Consider the following 17,596-nt stretch of genomic DNA (forward strand, 5'->3'; position numbering starts at 1 on the left):
TGCCCGACCATTGGGACAAAAGTGTCCGGGTGGCGGGACAGGGGGCGGTGGGTTTGCGCTACCCATTTACCCCTGTCAAAATGATGGCTCGATTACCGGGTGCTTTCAGATCCGTGATGGGAGGGGAGGGCCATGGCCGTCTACGTGCTCTCCGACGTCCATGGGCACCTGCGGGCGCTCGACGGCGCCCTCGCCCAGGCGTCGCCCGCCGACGACGACCGCGTCTACGTGCTCGGCGACATGGTCGACCGGGGGCCGGACCCCCTGGGCGTCATCCGCCTGCTCCGCGGGTTGCCCAACGCCACCGTGCTCGCCGGCAACCACGAGCAGCTCATGCTCTCCTGCGTGGGAAACCCCGACGACCGCGCCGCCTGGGACCTCTGGATGCGCAACGGCGGCACCACCACGGCGCAGGGCCTCATGGCCCTGGTGCCCGAGGCCTACGAGCACACGGTCTCGTGGGTGCGGCGCCTCCCGCTCTTCGACGTCGTGACGGCGGGCGGCCGACCGTGGGTGCTCGTGCACGCCGGCATCGTGGACCCCGCGCCCCCCGAGGGCGGAGTGTGGGACGAGCGCTCGCTCTTCTCCATGCTCCTGGACCAGCGCCCCGACGACCTGCTATGGGTGCGCTCGGGGTTCTGGGACCGCCCCACGGGGCTCGTGTCGGAGGAGGGCCCGTCCCCCGTGGTGGTGGCCGGCCACACGCCCTCCACCTACCTGCCCTACGTGACCGACGCCATGGACGGCCCCGTGGCCGACGACGACGGCCGCGGCGTCATGGTCTGGGTGGGCGGCGACAAGCTCGATGTCGACTGCGCGGCGGCGGGGGGCCACCCGGAGGGCCAGGTGGGGATCGTGCGCCTGGACGACGGGGCCACGTTCTACGAGCCGGTGCGGGAGGGCGAGTAGGGGAGGGCCCGGGGCCTGGCGCCCGGGGCCTAGCGCTTCTTGGGCGCCTTCCAGCGGCGGGGCTGCTTCACGGCCTTGGGGCGGTACGCCCGGGCGGCGTCGAGCACCTCGCCCACGGTGTAGGAGCCCGGAAACGCCGCCACGCGGATCTCGACCGCCGGGATGCCCTGGGCCAGGCGTGCGCGGACGNTGGCCGCGGGGTGGGGCGCCATGCGCCCCTGGAGGCCCTCCGGGTCCTTGAGGTCGATGGCCAGCGTGTGGCCCTGGCGCACCTGCCAGTCGTAGACGGCGGCGATGTCGTCCCAGGGTATGAGGCCGGGGGCCGCGGAGGAGGAGTTGTCGGTGATGCCGCGTTCGTCCACCTCGAGGGCCCAGCGGTGCTCGGGGAGCATGCGCATGAAGATGATGGCGCAGGCGGAGCCCACGACCACGCCCGTGGCGGAGGCCCACACGCGCCACGGCGCCTCCCCGTAGGAGCCCACCGACGTCACCAGGATGAACAACGACGCCACGGCCACCACGGCGCCGATGGCGATGAAGATGCGCTGACGGGTGGTGTCGGCGGCGATGCGGAACGGCTGGGGACCTTCGGTGCGNGCGGTCATGGGACCTCCAAGACGGCGGGCGCGCAGGCGCCGCGCGGCGGTGGCTTCCTGATGTCTTTCTGTTAAAGAAAGAGGAGAAGCCCGGCATTGGTTTTGGGCTGTGCCATGCTGCCTATAATGACAGGTGGGCGCGGTGCCGCGCCCGCCAAACCGTGATGAGTGGCCAAGATGCCCCAAGGAGGCAACATGAGCGATTTCGTTAAGGCAAGCCAGGTCTTCGTGGACAACCCCTCCAAGAGCCGCGAGGAGGTCCTCCAGCTCCTGTCCGAGCAGGCCGTGGCCCNGGGCANGGCCGAGGACGCCGCCACCGTGCGCGCCGCCTACGACGCCCGCGAGGACATGGGTGCCACCGGCATGCAGGACGGCTTCGCCATCCCCCACGCCAANGCCGACGCCATCAAGGAGGCCGGCGTCATCGTCGTGAAGNTCCAGGAGCCCGTCGAGTGGCCGTCCTTCGACGACAAGCCCGTCGACGTGGTCATCTCCCTGCTCGTCCCCGACGGGGAGGCCGGCACCACCCACATCAAGCTCCTTTCCAACGTCGCCGTGATGCTCATGCGCGAGGAGTTCCGCGACGCNATGCGCGCCACCGACGACGCCGAGAAGATCGCCGCCATCATCAACGACGGCCTCGACGCCTAGCCGCGCCCCGATCGGCCCTGCCCCGGCGCCCCCTGCTGCCGCGATGCGGCCCGGGGCGCCTTTTTTGTGGGGAGCGGCCCTTGATGCGGGCGGACCCGCGCTTGGGGGCGTTCCGGCGGGCGAACCGTTCCAACACCACGGTCACCCAGCTGGAGATGAGCAACGGCTGCAGCACGAGGTTGATGTTGGCCGGCGTGAGGGCGATGGAGAAGAACTGGCCGAGGCCCTCCGGGTGCCCGAGGCGCGCCACGCTGGCAAACCCCTCGAAGAAGCACTGGTAGACCACGCAGAAGATGGTCAGCCATTGGATGATGTACTCGAAGATCTGGTACTCGTCGCCGCCCATGGACACCCAGCCGAAGCGGCCACGCAGGAGGCGCCGCACCTCGTACTGCACGATGGCGGTGGCAAACACCAGGAGGAAGATGGCGGTCATGAGCGTCCCCGCCGAGAACCGGCCGTCGTCGGTCACCAGGAGGCCCATGAGCGCGGCGGTGGGCCCGGGGACCCGGAGCAGCGCGGCGGCCCCCACCAGGAGCGCGGCCATCACCAGGGNGTTGCCCACCATGACGACGCAGAACTCCAGCACCACGTGGAAGNANCGCCAGCGCACCTTGGGGTCGTCGCCCTGGTACATGATGCGCCCGCAGGCGTAGAGGGTCACAAGCACGATGAGTGCGCGCGCGATGACGGTCNCGGGGCTCCCTTNCCACGCATCCTGTCCGGGGCACGGCGCCCCGGGGTGCTCTTACCCATCGGGCGAGGGTGAGGGGCCCTGGGTGCCTTGTGAGACAATGGCCGGTGTCCGATGAGCGCCGACCGCGAGAGGGGGACCCGAATGGGCAGATGCCGCTGGCACAGGCTGGGGAGGAGCTGGCCCGTGGAGGTCCCCGCCGAGGGGCTGCTCCACGGGGCCGTGTCGCTCGAGCGCGGCGCGTCCGGCTGGGTGCGTCCGCTGCGGTTCTTCCCCTCCCAGCTCAGGGCCCTGGGGAGCTGCGCCGCGTGGCACCCGTCGCTCTACCGGGCCCAGGCGCGCACCACCTCCGGGATCGTGGTCGAGTTCGAGACCGACGCCTCCGAGTGCGCCCTCCAGATAGACGTGGACCCCGAGCCCCGCACCACCGCGGCCCAGGTGGAGCTCGCCGTCGGAGGTCCCGCGGACGACCCGTTCGACGGCGTCTCGGCCACGGTCGACGGCCGGCCCGTGGCGCCGTGCATGCCCCCGGAGGGCCCCGAGGAGCTCGTNGTGGACCTCGCCGGCGAGGACGGGGACCCCACGCTGCCGGGGTTCGACCCGCGCCGCCACGTGCGCATCTACCTGCCGGCCCTGAGGGGCTGCACCGTCGGCACGGTGCTCTGCGACGGCACGTACGCGGACCCGGTGCCGCCCCGGCCCACCCTCCTCNTGNTGGGCGACTCCATCTCCCAGGGNTTCCTCGCCGGCGACCCGGCCGGCACCTGGCCGGCGCTCGTGGCGGCCGACAAGGGCCTCGACCTCGTGAACCAGGGCGTGGGCGGTCTCGTGTTCCAGCCCACGGCCCTCATGGGACTCGGGGCCCTCGAGGCCCCGGACACGGTGTGGGTGGCCCTCGGCCCCAACTACCGCTTCGAGGGGTGGTCCGGCACCGTCGTGGCCCGCGAGGTCGCCGCCTACATCGACACCGTATGCTCTCTCTGGCCCGAGGCCCGCCTCTTCTGCGCCACGCCGACGCCTCACGACGAGGACGCCTACCCCACGGCCCGCGGCGCCGCCTACGGCACGGTCCCAGGACTCATCGCCGACGCCTGCGCCCGCCACCCTGAGGTGACCCTCGTGGACGGCCTCGAGCTCCTCGAGGACCGCGCCCGCTACTTCGCTGACGCCGACCACCCCTCGGCCCGCGGCGCCCGGCTCATGGCCCTGCGCATCGGCCGCGTCATGGCCGGCGAGCCGCCCATCGACACNATGGCGGCCAAGAAGGCCCGCCGCGCCGCCCGGGAGGCCATCGCCGCCCGGGAGGGCGCCGAGCCCTGCGAGCTGCCGCCGGAGGACACCGAGCCCATCGACCTCGCCGCCCTGGCGCCGGCCGTGCCCTGCCACCTGGAGCCGCTGGCCCCGGCGTCGGTGGGGGAGGGCGCCCCGGCCCGCGCCGACGCCGCGCCCGCACCGGCGCCCGACGCCGCCGCACCCGCCCTCGGGCGCGCCCTGGAGGACCGCTTCAACGCCCTCTGCGGGTCGCTGCCCGGCCTCGACGCCGAGGGCCGCGCCGCGGGGCAGGCCTACCTCGCCGGGACGCACGCCCTCTACCACGGGGCCCCGCTCAGCTGGGCCTTCACGCCCAAGCTGTTCACCGTCGAGGGCGAGCGCCTGCTCGCCGACGCCGCCGAGACCATGTACCGCATCATGGCCAAGACGCTCCGGGCCTACCGCTGCGACCCGGCGGTGCGCGCCGCCTTCGGGCTGCCCGCCGACGTCGAGCGCCTCTGCCTCATCGAGGACCACTTCCCCTGCCCGGTCCCCGTGGCCCGCGTGGACGTGTTCCTGAACGAGGACACCGGGGAGTACTGGTTCTGCGAGCTCAACTGCGACGGCTCGGCGGGCATGACGGCCACCGACGAGGTCTCCCGCGCCGTGGCTCTGGGCCCCACGTTCGCCGCGCTCGAGGGGGAGCGCCCCGGCCTCGACCCNTACTCGGTGGTGGACGCCTGCGCCCGTGAGGTCCTGGACTGCTACGGCGCCTGGGACCTGGCCGGGACCGGGCCCTTCCCGGCGGGGCGGCCCAGCCTCGCCGTCGTCGACTACCTGGAGTCGCTCTCCCGCGACGAGGCTGAGGACTTCGTGGCCCGCTTTGCCGCCATGGGCGTGGACGCCCGCATCACCGACATCCGCGACCTCNCCGTCGACGAGGTGGGCGGCCGGTGGCGCCTCATGGACGGCCGCGGCCCCATAGACTGCGTGTGGCGTCGCGTGGTGGTCTCGGAGATGATGGGGAAGCCCTGCGAAGGGGCCGNCGCCCTGGTCCTCGCCGCCGAGGAGAACCTGGCCTGCGTGGTGGGCGGCTTCTCCACCTGGCCCTGCGCCACCAAGAACGTGTTCGCCTTCTTCCACGGCCCGCAGGCGGCCTCGGTGCTGGACGCCGGGGAGCTCGAGTTCGTGCGGGCCCACGTGCCGTTCACCAAGGTGCTCGCCCCGGGAGACGACCTCGCCCCCTACCTCGACCGGGAGGCCTGGATCGTCAAGCCCGCCGACGGCTACAACGCCGACTCCGTCGTGGCCGGCCGCGACGTGGACGACGGGCGCTGGCTCGAGGTCCTCGGGCGGGGCCGCGAGACCGGCGCCGTCGTGCAGGCCTACGCGCCGCAGTACGTGTGCCCCGTGGTCGTGGGCGGCTGCGCGCCGGAGGACGTCACCCAGCTCTCGGGCGTCGTGGATGCCTCCTGTATGGAGGGCCTCTACCTCTTCGGCGGACGCTTCTCGGGCGTCTTCACCCGCTGCGGCGTGGGCGCCACCATCGGCGAGTGGACGAGCCGCCTCAACATGGGCTGCTTCGTGGACCGCGGGGGCCGGCCGTGAGGCCCGGCAGCCGGCAGGGCGCCCTCAACCCCCTGGCGCCCGGCCTCGCCCGGGGGCTCTCCCCCGAGGCGCGGGCCCAGGTGGCCGAGAACGCCGCCCGGGGTGCCTGCAGCCCCTGGGCCACGCCCGACTCCGCTGCGCTCCGCCGTGCGGACGAGCCCCGGGACGTGGCCACGGCCCTCCGCCCCGCCNTCATGCGCGACGTCGAGAAGGTCATGCACCTGCCGGCCTACAACCGCCTCGCCGGCAAGACCCAGGTGTTCAGCTTCCTCGCCGAAGAGGACCTCTCGCGCCGCGGCCTCCACGTGCAGCTCGTGAGCCGCGTGGCCCGCGACATCGGCCGGGCCCTCGGCCTCAACTGCGACCTCATCGAGGCCGTGGCCCTCGGCCACGACATCGGCCACACGCCGTTCGGCCACGCCGGCGAGCGCTTCCTGGACGCCATCCTGCGCCGTCGCGACGGGCGGCGGTTCTTCCACAACGTGCACTCCGTGCGCGTGCTCGACACCCTCTACGGGCGCAACCTCTGCCTCCAGANCCTGGACGGCATCCTCTGCCACAACGGCGAGTGCGNGCTCCAGCGCTTCACCGTCTCNGGCCTCTCCTCCTTCGAGGGGTTCGACGCAGCCGTGGCCGCCTGCGCCACGGAGGGCGAGGGAGCCGTGGGGCACCTCAGGCCTATGACGCTCGAGGGCTGCGTCGTGCGCGTGGCCGACATCGTGGCCTACGTGGGCAAGGACCGTCAGGACGCCATCCGCGCCGGTCACGTGGGGGAGGGCTCCTTCGCCGACGGCCTCGGCGGCGCCTACAACANCTGGGCCCTCGACGCCTTCATCTCGGACATCGTGGAGTCGAGCCTGGGCCAGGACGCCATAGTGATGAGCGACGAGGGGTTCGCCGAGCTCAAGCGCGCCAAGCGGGAGAACTTCGAGCGCATCTACCACTCCACCGAGATAAACGGGGCCACGAGCCACGCCGTGGAGGGGCTGTTCGAGCTCGTGTTCGACGCCGCCCTCGACGACCTCCGGGCCGGTCGGGCCGAGGCGCCGGTCTTCGCCCACCATGTGGCGCCCCTGGAGGCCGACCTGGCCCACTACGACCGCACCTACGACTGGGAGGCCGACCCGGTGCAGACGGCGGCCGACTACATCGCCTCGATGACCGACGACTACTTCATGGCCCTCGCCGAGCGCCTGGACCCCACCGCCGCCAAGGTCTTCCCCCAGCACAACTATTTCGACGCCCTGGCCTGAGGCCTGCGGCGCCCCAGCGCCCGCGCCCACCCCAGTGCACATCAGTCCGTGCCCCGCGCCTGTGCCTGATTTTCAGCTACCATTGCCCGAACAACCNCGAACATCCTCACGTTAGGGGAGACCAATGCACCCTGAGACCAGCCAGTCCCCGCGGGCCGGCCGCGCCCTCACGCCGCGCGCCCTCGTCATCGGGTCGGTGGGCAGCGCCGTGCTCACNGCGANCTCCATGTTCATCGCCCTCAAGATGGGGGCCCTGCCCTGGCCCATCGTCTTCGCGGCCCTGGCCTCGGTGGTGACCCTGAGGGCCCTCGGCAGCCGGGACCTCCACGAGGCCAACGNGTGCCACGCGGCCATGAGTGCCGGCGCCATGGTGGCCGGCGGCCTCGCCTTCACGCTGCCCGGTCTCTGGATGCTGGGCCCCCAGTACCAGGTGACGTTCCCCCAGGTGCTGCTCTGCGCCCTGTCGGGCACGNCNCTCGGCCTCGTNGCCTCGGCGGTGCTCCAGCCCTACTTCATCCGGGAGCGGCGTCTGGCCTACCCCGTGGGTCTCTCGGCGGCGGACACCCTCAGGGCCTGCGACGGCTCCCAGGGCAAGGACGCCCCGGTGCTCTTCGGGTCCATGGGCCTCGCCGCCCTCTACGCCTTCGTCCGCGACAACCTTGGTGCCCTGCCCTCGGTCCTGGGCTTCGGCGGCGTCATCCCCGGCGTCACCCTGGGCGTGTACAACTCGCCGATGATGGCGGCCATGGGCTTCGTGGTGGGCGTCGTGCCCGCCCTCGTGTGGTTCGCCGGCGCCGTCCTGGGCACCGTCGTGGTGGCCTGGGCCCTTCCCGCCCTCGGCGTCATCGCCGCCGCGGACGCGCCGTCCATCCAGACGAGCCTCGGCCTCGGTCTCATGCTCGGCGTGGGCGGCGGGGCCGTGGTCTCGGGGCTCGTGCCCGTCGTCAAGGCGCGCCTCGCGGGTGGCGCCGGCGCCGCGCCGCGCCCCGACGCCGCCGAGGAGCGCCGCCGCCTCTCCGTGCCCCGCTCCGCCGTGGCGCTCGCCATGGCCGTGGTGGCCGTCGTCGCCTGCGTGGGCCTCGGCCTCGGGCCGCTGCCGTCGGTCGTCGTCATCCTCGGCGCGTGGTTCTCGGTGTACCTCTCCGCGTGGCTCACGGGAACCATGGGCATCAACCCCATGGAGATCTTCGGCGTGCTCGTGCTGCTGCTCGTGCGCATCGCCTTCGCGGGCCTCTCCATGGAGACGCTGTTCCTCGGCGCGGCCGTGGTGGCCGTGGCCTGCGGCATCGTGGGCGACGTCATGAACGACCTCAAGGCCGGCGACGCCCTGGACACCGACCCGCGCGACCAGTTCGCCGGCATGGTGGTGGGCGGCCTCGTGGGCGCCGTGGTCGCCTCGCTCATGCTCATGGCTCTGGCCGGCGCCTACGGGCCCGAGGCCTTCGGCCCCGAGGCCACCGGCGCCGACACCTTCGTGGCCGCCCAGGCCTCCGTCGTGGCGACCATGGCGGGCGGCATCCCCCACGTGGGCGTGTTCTTCGGCGCCTTGGCGGCCGGCTTCGTCATGGCCCTGCTCAAGCTGCCGGTCATGACGCTCGGCCTGGGCGTGTACCTGCCGTTCCACATGAGCGCGTCGGCGGGCCTCGGCGCCCTCGTGCGCATCGTCGTGGAGCACCGCCACAGGGATGACGACCCCGAGGCCAAGGCGGCCCGGGAGGCGCGCTGGCAGGCGGCGGCGTCGGGCCTTCTCGGCGGCGAGTCGCTCGTGGGCGTGGTGACGGCCTTCGTGGCCGTGGCCCTCATGCTCGCGGGCTGACGGCCGGCCGGGACACGCACGGCTGGGGCGCGGAGGGCGCCCGGGACCCGTCTCAGACGGCGGTCCCGGGCGCCCTGTCCGTCTGCGCCCGCGTGCTGTACCCGGGCCGGACCCTCAGCGGCCCAGGGCCCTCCGCCGGGCGTCGGCCGCGGCCACGAAGGCCGAGAAGAGCTCGGGCTGCGTGCCCATGATCTCGGGGTGCCACTGCACGCCCATGAAGAACGTGCGGTCCGTGAAGTCGATGGCCTCGGGCGTGCCGTCGAGGGCGCGCGCCACCACGTGGCCGCCCTGGGGCACCTCCGAGATGGCCAGGTGGTGGATGGAGTTCACCCGGGTCTCCAGGCGGCCGAGGATGCGGGCGAGCTCGCTGTTGGGCTCCACCAGCACGTCGTGGCTCGGCGTGTCGAAGGGCTCGGGCTGCAGGTGACTGCCGATGTGCGCGGCCATGGACCAGGCCTGCNCGCTCACGTCGCGCACGAGCCTCCCGCCCATNGCCACGTTCATGACCTGGAGGCCTCGGCANACGCCCAGGCACGGCACGTCCCGGTCCCAGCAGGCGTGCACGAGNGCGCCCTCGAANGCGNCGCGCACGGGCATGGTCTCGCCGAGGGGGTGGTGGGTGGAGTCGTCGTAGGCGCGCCCGCCGAAGCTCGCGCCGTCGATGTCGCAGCCGCCGGTGAACACGATGCCGTCGAAGCGCTCGGCCACCTCGTCGGCGCAGGCGTCGGCGCCCTCGTGGGCGGGCAGGCCCGCGGGGAGGCCGCCGGCCTCGTAGACGCGGTCCGCGTAGTCCTTGAAGATGATGAGGTACTCGCCCGTCTCGTCGGGCCTGCCGCAGATGCCGATGAGGGGGCGGCGGCAGGTCCCCGCCGTGTAGTCCATGGTCCCTCCGTCGAGTTCGTGGGTTTGGGCCAGTATGGCGAACATTAGTTTCCAAGNCCTTACAATACCTGCCATGGACACTCTATTCTCCCAGCGGGAGCGCGAGGCCAAGGCGCGGTTCGCACCTCTCGCCGCCCGCATGCGACCCCACACCCTCGAGGAGTTCGTCGGCCAGCCCCAGGCGGTGGGCCCCGGCTCGTGGCTGCGCCGCGCCATCGAGCACGACGTGCTCTCCTCCGTGATCCTCTACGGCCCCGCCGGCACGGGCAAGACCACCCTGGCCCGCATCGTGGCCAACGTCACCCGGGCGGAGTTCGTGGAGGTGTCGGCCATCACCGGCNCCGTCAAGGACCTCCGCCGCGAGGTGGACGCCGCCGAGCACCGCCTGCTCTCCGACGGCCGGCGCACGATCCTGTTCGTGGACGAGATCCACCGGTTCAACCGTAGCCAGCAGGACGCTCTGCTCCACGCCGTGGAGGACCGCGTGGTGGTGCTTGTGGGCGCGACCACCGAGAACCCCTACTTCGAGGTCAACTCGGCCCTGCTGTCCCGCAGCCGCGTGGTGGAGCTCACGGCCCTGGACGACGGCGCCGTGGGGGAGCTCGTGGACCGCGCCCTGGCCAGCGACCGGGGCCTCCGTGGCTGCTTCGCCCTCGACGACGAGGCCCGCGCCGCCGTGGTGTCGCTCGCCGGCGGCGACGGCCGGGCCGCGCTCACCACGCTGGAGCTGGCGTCCCAGCTCGCGAGCCCCGACGGCACGGTGCCGGCGTCCGTCCCGGAGGAGGGCCCCTACGCCATCACGGTCGCCGNGGTCGAGGAGGCCAACCCCCGCCGCGGCCTNCCCTACGACAAGGGCGGCGACATGCACTACGATGTGGTCTCGGCCTTCATCAAGTCCATGCGGGGCTCCGACCCCGACGCCGCCCTCTACTGGCTCGCCCGCATGCTCGACGGGGGAGAGGACCCGNGCTTCATCGCCCGCCGCATCCTCATCTGCGCGTCCGAGGACGTGGGCAACGCCGACCCCCAGGCCGTCCTCGTGGCCGAGGCCGCCTTCAAGGCCGCGGAGGTCATCGGCTACCCGGAGTGCCGCATCAACCTGGCCCAGGCGGCCACGTACCTCGCCCTCGCGCCCAAGTCCAACGCCTGCGAGGCCGGTATAGACGCCGCCCTCTCCGAGGTGCGCCGCGGACCGCGCCGCGAGGTGCCCAACCACCTGCGCGACCGCCACCGCCCCGGGTCCGAATCCTACGGGCCCTACCTCTACCCCNATGCCTTCCCGGCCGGTTGGGTCCCCCAGCGCTACCTGCCCGAGGGCCTCTCCGCGGGTGCGTTCTGGCACCCGTCGGAGCGGGGGTGGGNGGCCTGGCGCCGCGAGGCCGTGGCCCGCGACCGCGGCGGNGGGCCTGCGCCCTCAGATGGGTAGAATGCAAACCATCGGANCGAACGGGCNCCGGCCGAGGCCGGCGCNCTGAGAAAGGGAACGCCATGAACATCTGGATTATCGTCGCGCTCGTCGTGCTCATCGCCGCCTTCGTGTGGGTGGGCGTCGAGATCGCCCTCACCCTGCGCAAGGTCCGCGGCAAGGTCGACGGCCTCGTGGACAAGGTCNNCGNCACGGTCGACGGGCTCCAGGGCACCATCAAGAACGTCGACAAGGCCGTCGCCGACCTCAACCCCGCCATCCAGGAGGTCAAGCCCCTCCTCGGCAAGGTGGAGACCACGGTGGACGCCCTCTCCCTCGACCTCCTTCAGGTGAACACCATCCTGTCCGACGTGGGGACCGTCACCGGGGCCGCCTCCGACGCCACCACCGCCGTGAGCGGCGTCGTCGACAAGGCCGCCGCCGTCGCGGGACGCGCCGTCAACAAGATCACCGGCAAGGGCGGCGAGCAGGGGGCCCAGCCGCTGCCCGAGGCCGAGGCTGCGGCCATCGACGCCGCAGCTCCCGAGGTAGAGACCGTCTCCGACGACAGCGGGTACTTCACCTATCCCGCCAGCGCCCCCACCGACAGCGACAACGAGTAGGAGAGGCCCCATGGATAGCAAGATCGTCGAGCTCAAGACCCCCGCATCGGCGGAGTTCGCCCGCTCGGTGCGCATGCTGGCAGCCAACCTGGCCGTGGTCTGCGGCCTGTCCATCGACGACGTCGAGGACGTGCGCATGGCCGCCGAGGAGGGCTTCGTCTACGCCTGCGCCACCGAGCAGGACTTCTGCGACATCCTCTTCGCCATCGACGAGGCCCAGATCCGGATGAGCTTCTCCCTGGGCCCCTGCCGCGACGTGGAGGACGCCTATGAGGAGGGCTCGTTCGACTACGCCCAGCTCATCCTCGGCTCGGTCACCGACGAGTACTCCATCGACGACGGCCACACGCGCCTCACGGTCCTCAAGAAGATGGGAGGGGCCGAGTGAGCGAGTCCAGGCCCCAGGTCTCCCGGACCTCCGGCATCCACGCCCGCCGCATGTCCGCCGGTGCCGGCAGAGGCAAGCTGGCGTGGGACAAGGAGCGCACGCGGGAGCTCTTCGCCCTGTACAAGGACGAGGGCGACGAGGACGCCCGCGAGCAGCTCATCGTGAGCCACCTCAACCTCGTGCGCTTCCTCGCCTCCAAGTTCAAGAACCGCGGCGAGTCGCTCGACGACCTCATCCAGGTGGGCACGATCGGCNTCATCAAGGCCATCGACCGTTTCGAGCCGGAGCGCGGCCTGGAGTTCACCACCTACGCCACGCCNACCANCATGGGCGAGATCAAGCGGCACNTCCGCGACAAGGGCTGGTCCGTGCGCGTGCCCAGACGCCTGCAGGAGCTCTCGGCCAAGGTCAACCAGGCCACCGACGAGCTCACGAAGGACCTCCAGCGCTCGCCCTCCGTGGACGAGATCGCGGCCTCCCTCGGCGTCACCGTCGACGAGGTCCTCGANGCCATGGAGTCCTNGAGCGCCTACAGCTCCGTGCCCNTCGAGGGCGGCGGCTCCGGCGACCAGGNCGCCCCCTCGGTCATCGACCACTACGCCACCGAGGACCAGGACCTCCTTGCCTCCGACGACCGCATGGTCATCGAGGACACCATCGGCTCCTNCTCGCCGCGCGAGCAGGAGGTCCTCAAGATGCGCTTCCAGGACGGCCTCACCCAGGTGGAGATCGCCAAGCGCCTCGGCGTGAGCCAGGTACAGGTCTCGCGCTTCCTGCGCCGCACCCTCAAGAAGGTCCAGGACCGCATCGACCCCGAGGGGTTGATGGGGTAGCATGGCCGGCCAACCGTCAGTACAGCAGCCGACGGGGGTCCCCGCNTCCGACCGCCAGCGCATGGTGCGCGTGTGGACGGTCGTGGGGTTCGTCCTCGTCTTCATCTTCGTGGTNTGGGCCCTGGGCTTCCTGNCCCCCGCCATCGAGTTCCTCGCCGTGGGCATCATCGTGGGCTTCATCTGCAGCCCGCTCGTCAACTGGCTCGAGAACCACGGCGTGGGGCGCGCCCTCGGAGCCATCATGGCCCTCGTGTGCGTGCTCGGCGTGGCCGCCGCCGTGGTGGCGGTGCTGGGCCCCGCGTTCACCGAGCAGCTCACGTCGCTCCTCGAGNGCATCCCCGGCTACCTCCGCGAGACCCAGGACTGGCTGCGCTCGCTCTTCGAGCGCTACGGCAACGCGGACACCGCGGACCTCCAGCAGAACATGACCGGCGTGGTGGACGCCCTGTCCACCATGGGGTCGAGGTTCGCCACCGACCTCGCGAGCCAGCTCTCCAGCGGCCTGCTGCCCAACCTCATGAACATCGTCAACGTGTTCTTCATGTTCTTCCTGGGCCTCGTCATGGCCTACTGGCTCGCGCGCGACTACCCCAGGATCGTGCGGGAGTTCGCCGTCATCGCCGGCCCCGCCCACCGCGACGACCTCACGCTGCTCCTGGCCGTCGCCAGCCGCTCCATGGGCGGCTACATGCGCGGCATCGTCATCACATCCATCGTGGGCGGCTCGCTGGCGTTCCTCGGCTTCACGGTCGTGGGCCAGCCCTACGCCCCGCTCATGGGCATCCTCACGGGGCTGCTCCACNTCGTGCCCGTCGTGGGCCCCTGGATCAGCGCGGCCATCGCCACGGTGACGGCCCTGTTCGTGAGCCCGGTGTGCGNCCNCTGGACCCTNGTGGTGGCCATGGTGGCCGAGAACGTCACCGACAACGTCGTGAGTCCAGTGGTCATGCGCTCCGCCGTCCAGGTGCACCCCGCCCTGTCGCTCCTCGCCNTCGTGGTGGGCTCGAGCCTCGGCGGCGCCGTGGGCATGGCCATCTCCATCCCGGTGAGCGCCGCCATCAAGGGCGTGTTCATCTACTACTTCGAGACCCGCACGGGCCGCCAACTCGTGTCCCGCGACGGCGCGCTCTTTCAGGGCACGCCCTACCGCCACGCCGACGGCAGCCCGGCGCCCTCCTGCGACGCCCTCGACGACGACCACTTCTTCGCCACGAGCCGCCTCGTGCCCGAGCCGCCGGAGACCGACGTCACGGCCGAGGCCGACCCTGCGCCCAGGCCCGACGTCACCGAGGTCATCCGGCGCCACGCCGCGGAGGCCGCCTCCGTCCTCGAGCGCGGCCACGACCGCGCGTCGGGGCAGCGCGGCGGCGACGCCCAAGACGACGACCGGGNCCGGGACAAGCGGTAGAATGCCCCCTGTANGNGACCAGCCTGCAANGGAGAAGCCCCGTGGCTGANCNTGACTACCCGACCATGACCACCGCAGAGATCCGCTCCTCGTTCCTCGACTTCTTCGAGGCCCACGGCTGCAAGCGGTTCCCGTCCTCCTCGCTGGTCCCCGACGACCCGTCGCTGCTCCTCGCCAACGCCGGCATGAACCAGTTCAAGCAGTACTACCTGGGCACCAAGACCCTCAAGGACGCCATCGGCGCCACCTCGTGCCAGAAGTGCCTGCGCACCAACGACATCGACGCCATCGGCCTCGACGGGCGTCACCTCTCGTTCTTCGAGATGCTTGGCAACTTCGCCTTCGGCGGTTACTCCAAGCGCCAGGCCTGCGAGTGGGCGTTCGACTTCATCGTCAACCACCTGCACCTCCCGCTCGACCGCCTTTACTTCACCGTCTTCACCGACGACGACGACTGCGCGGCCATCTGGGAGTCCCTGGGCGTGGACCCGGGCCACATCTCGCGCTTGGGCGAGGATGACAACTTCTGGGCCGCCGGCCCCACCGGCCCCTGCGGCCCCTGCTCCGAGATCTACTTCGACCAGGGCGAGGAGCACGGCTGCGGCAGCCCCGACTGCGCCCCGGGCTGCGACTGCGACCGCTTCCTCGAGTTCTGGAACCTCGTGTTCACCCAGTACGACCGCCAGGAGGACGGCACGCTGGCAGACCTCCCGCACCAGAACGTCGACACCGGCATGGGCCTCGAGCGCATGGCCGCCATCATGCAGCACAAGTCGTCCAACTACGACGGCGACATCCTCTGGAGCCTCATCGAGCTCGGCGAGCGCCTCTCCGGCGCCACCTACGGGCAGGAGTTCTCCAAGGACGTCTCGCTGCGCATCATCGCCGACCACTCCCGTGCNGTCACGTTCATGATCGGCGACGGCATCCTGCCCTCCAACGAGGGCCGCGGCTACGTGCTGCGCCGCCTGCTCCGCCGCGCCGTCTTCCACGGTCGCCTGCTGGGCATCGAGGACGCCTTCCTCTGCGACTACGTGGCCGAGGTGACGCGCCTCATGGGTGACACCTACCCCGAGCTCGTGGAGAACGCCGCCCTCATCGAGGGGACCGTCCGCGCCGAGGAGGCCCGCTTCTCCTCCGTCATCGAGACCGGCCGCCTCTACCTTGAGGGGGAGCTCGAGAGGCTCGCGGAGGGGGAGACCCTCTCCGGCCACGTGGCCTTCACCCTGCACGACACCTACGGCTTCCCCGTGGACCTCACCCGCGAGATCGCCCTCGGCGCCGGCCACGACATCGACCAGGGGGCCTTCGACGCCGACATGGAGGCCCAGCGCTCCCGCGCCCGCGCCGCCGGCGCCACCGACTCCGACGCATGGAGCCAGGTGGACGTCTGGACGGCCCTGTCCGACCCCGTGGACGCCCCNGAGTTCCNNGGCTNNGAGNGGGGCGAGCTCCGAGGCTGCACCGTGCTGTCCATCGTGCGCGACGGCGAGAGCGTCATGCGCGCCGAGACCGGCGACGACGTGGAGGTCGTGCTCGACCGCACCCCGTTCTACGCCGAGATGGGCGGCGAGGTGGGCGACACCGGCGAGCTCTCCGGCATCGAGTTCCGCATGGATGTGGACGACACCGTCTCCCACGACGGCCTCACGGCCCACGTGGGCCGCGTCAAGGGCGGCTTCGTGCGCGTGGGCGACATTGTGACCGCCGAGGTCGACGAGCGCCGCCGCGAGCTCATCCGCCGCAACCACACGGCCACCCACCTGCTGGACGCCGCGCTCAAGCGTGTCCTGGGCGACCACGTGCACCAGGCCGGCTCCCTCGTGGCCCCCGACCGCCTGAGGTTCGACTTCACCCACTTCGAGGCCCTGACCCAGGCGCAGGTCCATAGCATCGAGGAGCTCGTCAACGAGCAGATCTTCCTCGCCCTGCCGGTGACCACCGAGCTCATGTCCATCGAGGACGCCAAGGCCTCCGGCGCCGTGGCGCTCTTCGGCGAGAAGTACGGCGACGAGGTGCGCGTGGTGCGTGCCGGCGAGGGCCCCGAGCCCTTCTCCGCGGAGCTCTGCGGCGGCCTCCACGCCTCCAACACCGCCGAGCTCGGCATCTTCAAGATCGTGTCCGAGGGCTCCGTGGGCAGCGCCGCCCGTCGCATCGAGGCCGTGACCTCGCTCGGCGCCCTGGACTTCCTCAACGGCCGCCTCGACGCCCTCGACGCCGCGGCCGCCTCCCTCAAGAGCCGCCCCGCCTCCGTGGCCGGCGCCGTGGACGACATGTTGGCCCGCGAGCGCGACCTCAAGGCCAAGCTCAAGCGCGCNCTCTCCGGCGCTGGCACCAACGCCGCCGTGGACGCCCTGGCCGGCGCCATCCAGTGCGACGGCTACAAGGCCGTGGTGACGCGCCTGGACGGCCGCGACGCGCGCGACCTCCGCGGCGTCTGGGACACCCTGCGCGAGCAGGCCAAGGGCCCTGTGGCGTGCTTCCTCGTCTCCCAGTCCGACGAGGGCAAGACGTCGCTTCTGGCCGCCGGCACCAAGGAGGCCGTCGAGGCCGGCTTCGANGCCGGCGCCGTCGTGAAGGCGGTCACCGGTGCCTTCGGCGGCCGCGGCGGCGGCAAGCCCGCCATGGCCCAGGGCGGGCTGCCCGGCCCCGCGGTCATCGCCGACGCCCTCGACGCCGTGCGCGAGCGTCTGGGCCAGGGGAAGTAGCCGGTGCGGTACCTTGCCCTGGACATAGGGGAGCGCCGTATCGGTGTGGCGGCGTCCGATGTCTCGGGCGCCGTCGCCTTCCCGGTGTGCGTGCTCCCCGCTGACGAGGTGCTCTCGGGCGCCCGGACGTTCCGTCGCGTCCTGGAGGACCACGAGCCCGACGTCCTCGTGTGCGGCAGGCCCAGGACCATGGCCGGTGACGACGGCCCCCAGGCCGAGCGGGTCATGGCGCAGGCGCGCGACATCGCCCGTGCCTGCGGTCTTCCTCTGGAATTCGCGGACGAGCGTCTCTCCAGCACCGAGGCTAAACGTATCCTGAGGGCCCAGGGCATGGACGAGCGCTCCATGCGGGGCAAGGTAGACATGGTCGCGGCGTCGCTCTTCCTCCAGGCGTTCCTCGACGCCCGACCCCACGAGAGTTAGGAACCCATGGCAGACCCCAGGAACCCCCGCGGCGGCGCCGGCGCGGGGCAGGGACGTCCCGACCGCACGCCCCGTCACAGCCGTCAGCAGGGACGTCGTGCCGCGGAGGCCCCGCGACGCGGGGGGGCGGCGCGGTCCGGGGCCTGGG

The 17,596-nt window shown here is 71.9% G+C and carries 13 protein-coding genes; 11 read left to right on the forward strand and 2 right to left on the reverse strand.

Annotation, left to right across the window (positions count from 1 at the left end; translation table 11 throughout):
- Window positions 1–132: 132 nt before the first annotated feature.
- On the forward strand, window positions 133–909 hold the full coding sequence (locus tag JX283_RS04915) for a metallophosphoesterase (protein WP_135977184.1): 777 nt from the start codon (window positions 133–135) through the stop codon (window positions 907–909).
- A 29-nt stretch (window positions 910–938) separates the two neighbouring features.
- Here JX283_RS04915 and JX283_RS08675 read toward each other — a convergent pair whose 3' ends face one another.
- Window positions 939–1,514 (reverse strand): STM3941 family protein, encoded by a 576-nt coding sequence (locus tag JX283_RS08675; protein WP_305082425.1) that lies wholly within the window; start codon window positions 1,512–1,514, stop codon window positions 939–941.
- Between the two features lie 186 nt (window positions 1,515–1,700).
- On the opposite strand from JX283_RS08675, the gene JX283_RS04920 reads away from it, so the two are divergent.
- The 4 genes from JX283_RS04920 (at window position 1,701) to JX283_RS04935 (ending at window position 8,778) form a co-directional block, all read left to right on the forward strand.
- Window positions 1,701–2,156, forward strand: a complete 456-nt coding sequence (locus JX283_RS04920) for a PTS sugar transporter subunit IIA (RefSeq protein WP_204829590.1) — start codon at window positions 1,701–1,703, stop codon at window positions 2,154–2,156.
- Window positions 2,157–3,036: 880 nt separating this feature from the next.
- Window positions 3,037–5,709, forward strand: a complete 2,673-nt coding sequence (locus JX283_RS04925; protein WP_204829591.1) for an SGNH/GDSL hydrolase family protein — start codon at window positions 3,037–3,039, stop codon at window positions 5,707–5,709.
- Window positions 5,706–6,962: a deoxyguanosinetriphosphate triphosphohydrolase family protein gene (locus tag JX283_RS04930; protein WP_204829592.1), complete on the forward strand. Its 1,257-nt coding sequence runs from the start codon at window positions 5,706–5,708 to the stop codon at window positions 6,960–6,962. Before JX283_RS04925 ends, JX283_RS04930 begins: the two co-directional genes overlap by 4 nt.
- Window positions 6,963–7,086: 124 nt before the next feature.
- Window positions 7,087–8,778: an OPT/YSL family transporter gene (locus tag JX283_RS04935; RefSeq protein ID WP_204829593.1), complete on the forward strand. Its 1,692-nt coding sequence runs from the start codon at window positions 7,087–7,089 to the stop codon at window positions 8,776–8,778.
- A 114-nt stretch (window positions 8,779–8,892) separates the two neighbouring features.
- Here the strand turns inward: JX283_RS04935 and JX283_RS04940 are convergent, their stop codons facing one another.
- Window positions 8,893–9,660, reverse strand: a complete 768-nt coding sequence (locus tag JX283_RS04940; RefSeq protein ID WP_204829594.1) for a gamma-glutamyl-gamma-aminobutyrate hydrolase family protein — start codon at window positions 9,658–9,660, stop codon at window positions 8,893–8,895.
- 73 nt (window positions 9,661–9,733) lie between these two features.
- On the opposite strand from JX283_RS04940, the gene JX283_RS04945 reads away from it, so the two are divergent.
- The 6 genes from JX283_RS04945 (at window position 9,734) to ruvX (ending at window position 17,448) form a co-directional block, all read left to right on the forward strand.
- Window positions 9,734–11,086 (forward strand): replication-associated recombination protein A, encoded by a 1,353-nt coding sequence (locus JX283_RS04945; RefSeq protein WP_204829595.1) that lies wholly within the window; start codon window positions 9,734–9,736, stop codon window positions 11,084–11,086.
- A gap of 612 nt (window positions 11,087–11,698) precedes the next feature.
- Window positions 11,699–12,076: an ATP-binding protein gene (locus JX283_RS04950; RefSeq protein WP_135977194.1), complete on the forward strand. Its 378-nt coding sequence runs from the start codon at window positions 11,699–11,701 to the stop codon at window positions 12,074–12,076.
- 50 nt (window positions 12,077–12,126) lie between these two features.
- On the forward strand, window positions 12,127–12,909 hold the full coding sequence (locus JX283_RS04955) for a SigB/SigF/SigG family RNA polymerase sigma factor (protein WP_204829597.1): 783 nt from the start codon (window positions 12,127–12,129) through the stop codon (window positions 12,907–12,909).
- Window positions 12,910–12,970: 61 nt separating this feature from the next.
- Entirely contained in the window at window positions 12,971–14,317 is a 1,347-nt protein-coding gene (locus tag JX283_RS04960; RefSeq protein ID WP_204829596.1) for an AI-2E family transporter, read from the forward strand.
- A gap of 65 nt (window positions 14,318–14,382) precedes the next feature.
- On the forward strand, window positions 14,383–17,025 hold the full coding sequence (alaS, locus tag JX283_RS04965; protein WP_204829598.1) for an alanine--tRNA ligase: 2,643 nt from the start codon (window positions 14,383–14,385) through the stop codon (window positions 17,023–17,025).
- 3 nt (window positions 17,026–17,028) lie between these two features.
- Window positions 17,029–17,448: a Holliday junction resolvase RuvX gene (gene ruvX / locus JX283_RS04970; RefSeq protein ID WP_135977196.1), complete on the forward strand. Its 420-nt coding sequence runs from the start codon at window positions 17,029–17,031 to the stop codon at window positions 17,446–17,448.
- Window positions 17,449–17,596: the final 148 nt, after the last annotated feature.

The sequence above is a fragment of the Olsenella sp. CU969 genome, assembly GCF_905219715.1.
Classification (GTDB): domain Bacteria; phylum Actinomycetota; class Coriobacteriia; order Coriobacteriales; family Atopobiaceae; genus Granulimonas; species Granulimonas faecalis.

What these genes read in the sequence shown, in the direction of transcription:
- JX283_RS04950 (WP_135977194.1), top strand. Translation starts at nt 11,699, where the DNA reads ATGGATAGCAAGATCGTCGAGCTCAAGACCCCCGCATCGGCGGAGTTC.
- JX283_RS04915 (WP_135977184.1), top strand. Translation starts at nt 133, where the DNA reads ATGGCCGTCTACGTGCTCTCCGACGTCCATGGGCACCTGCGGGCGCTC.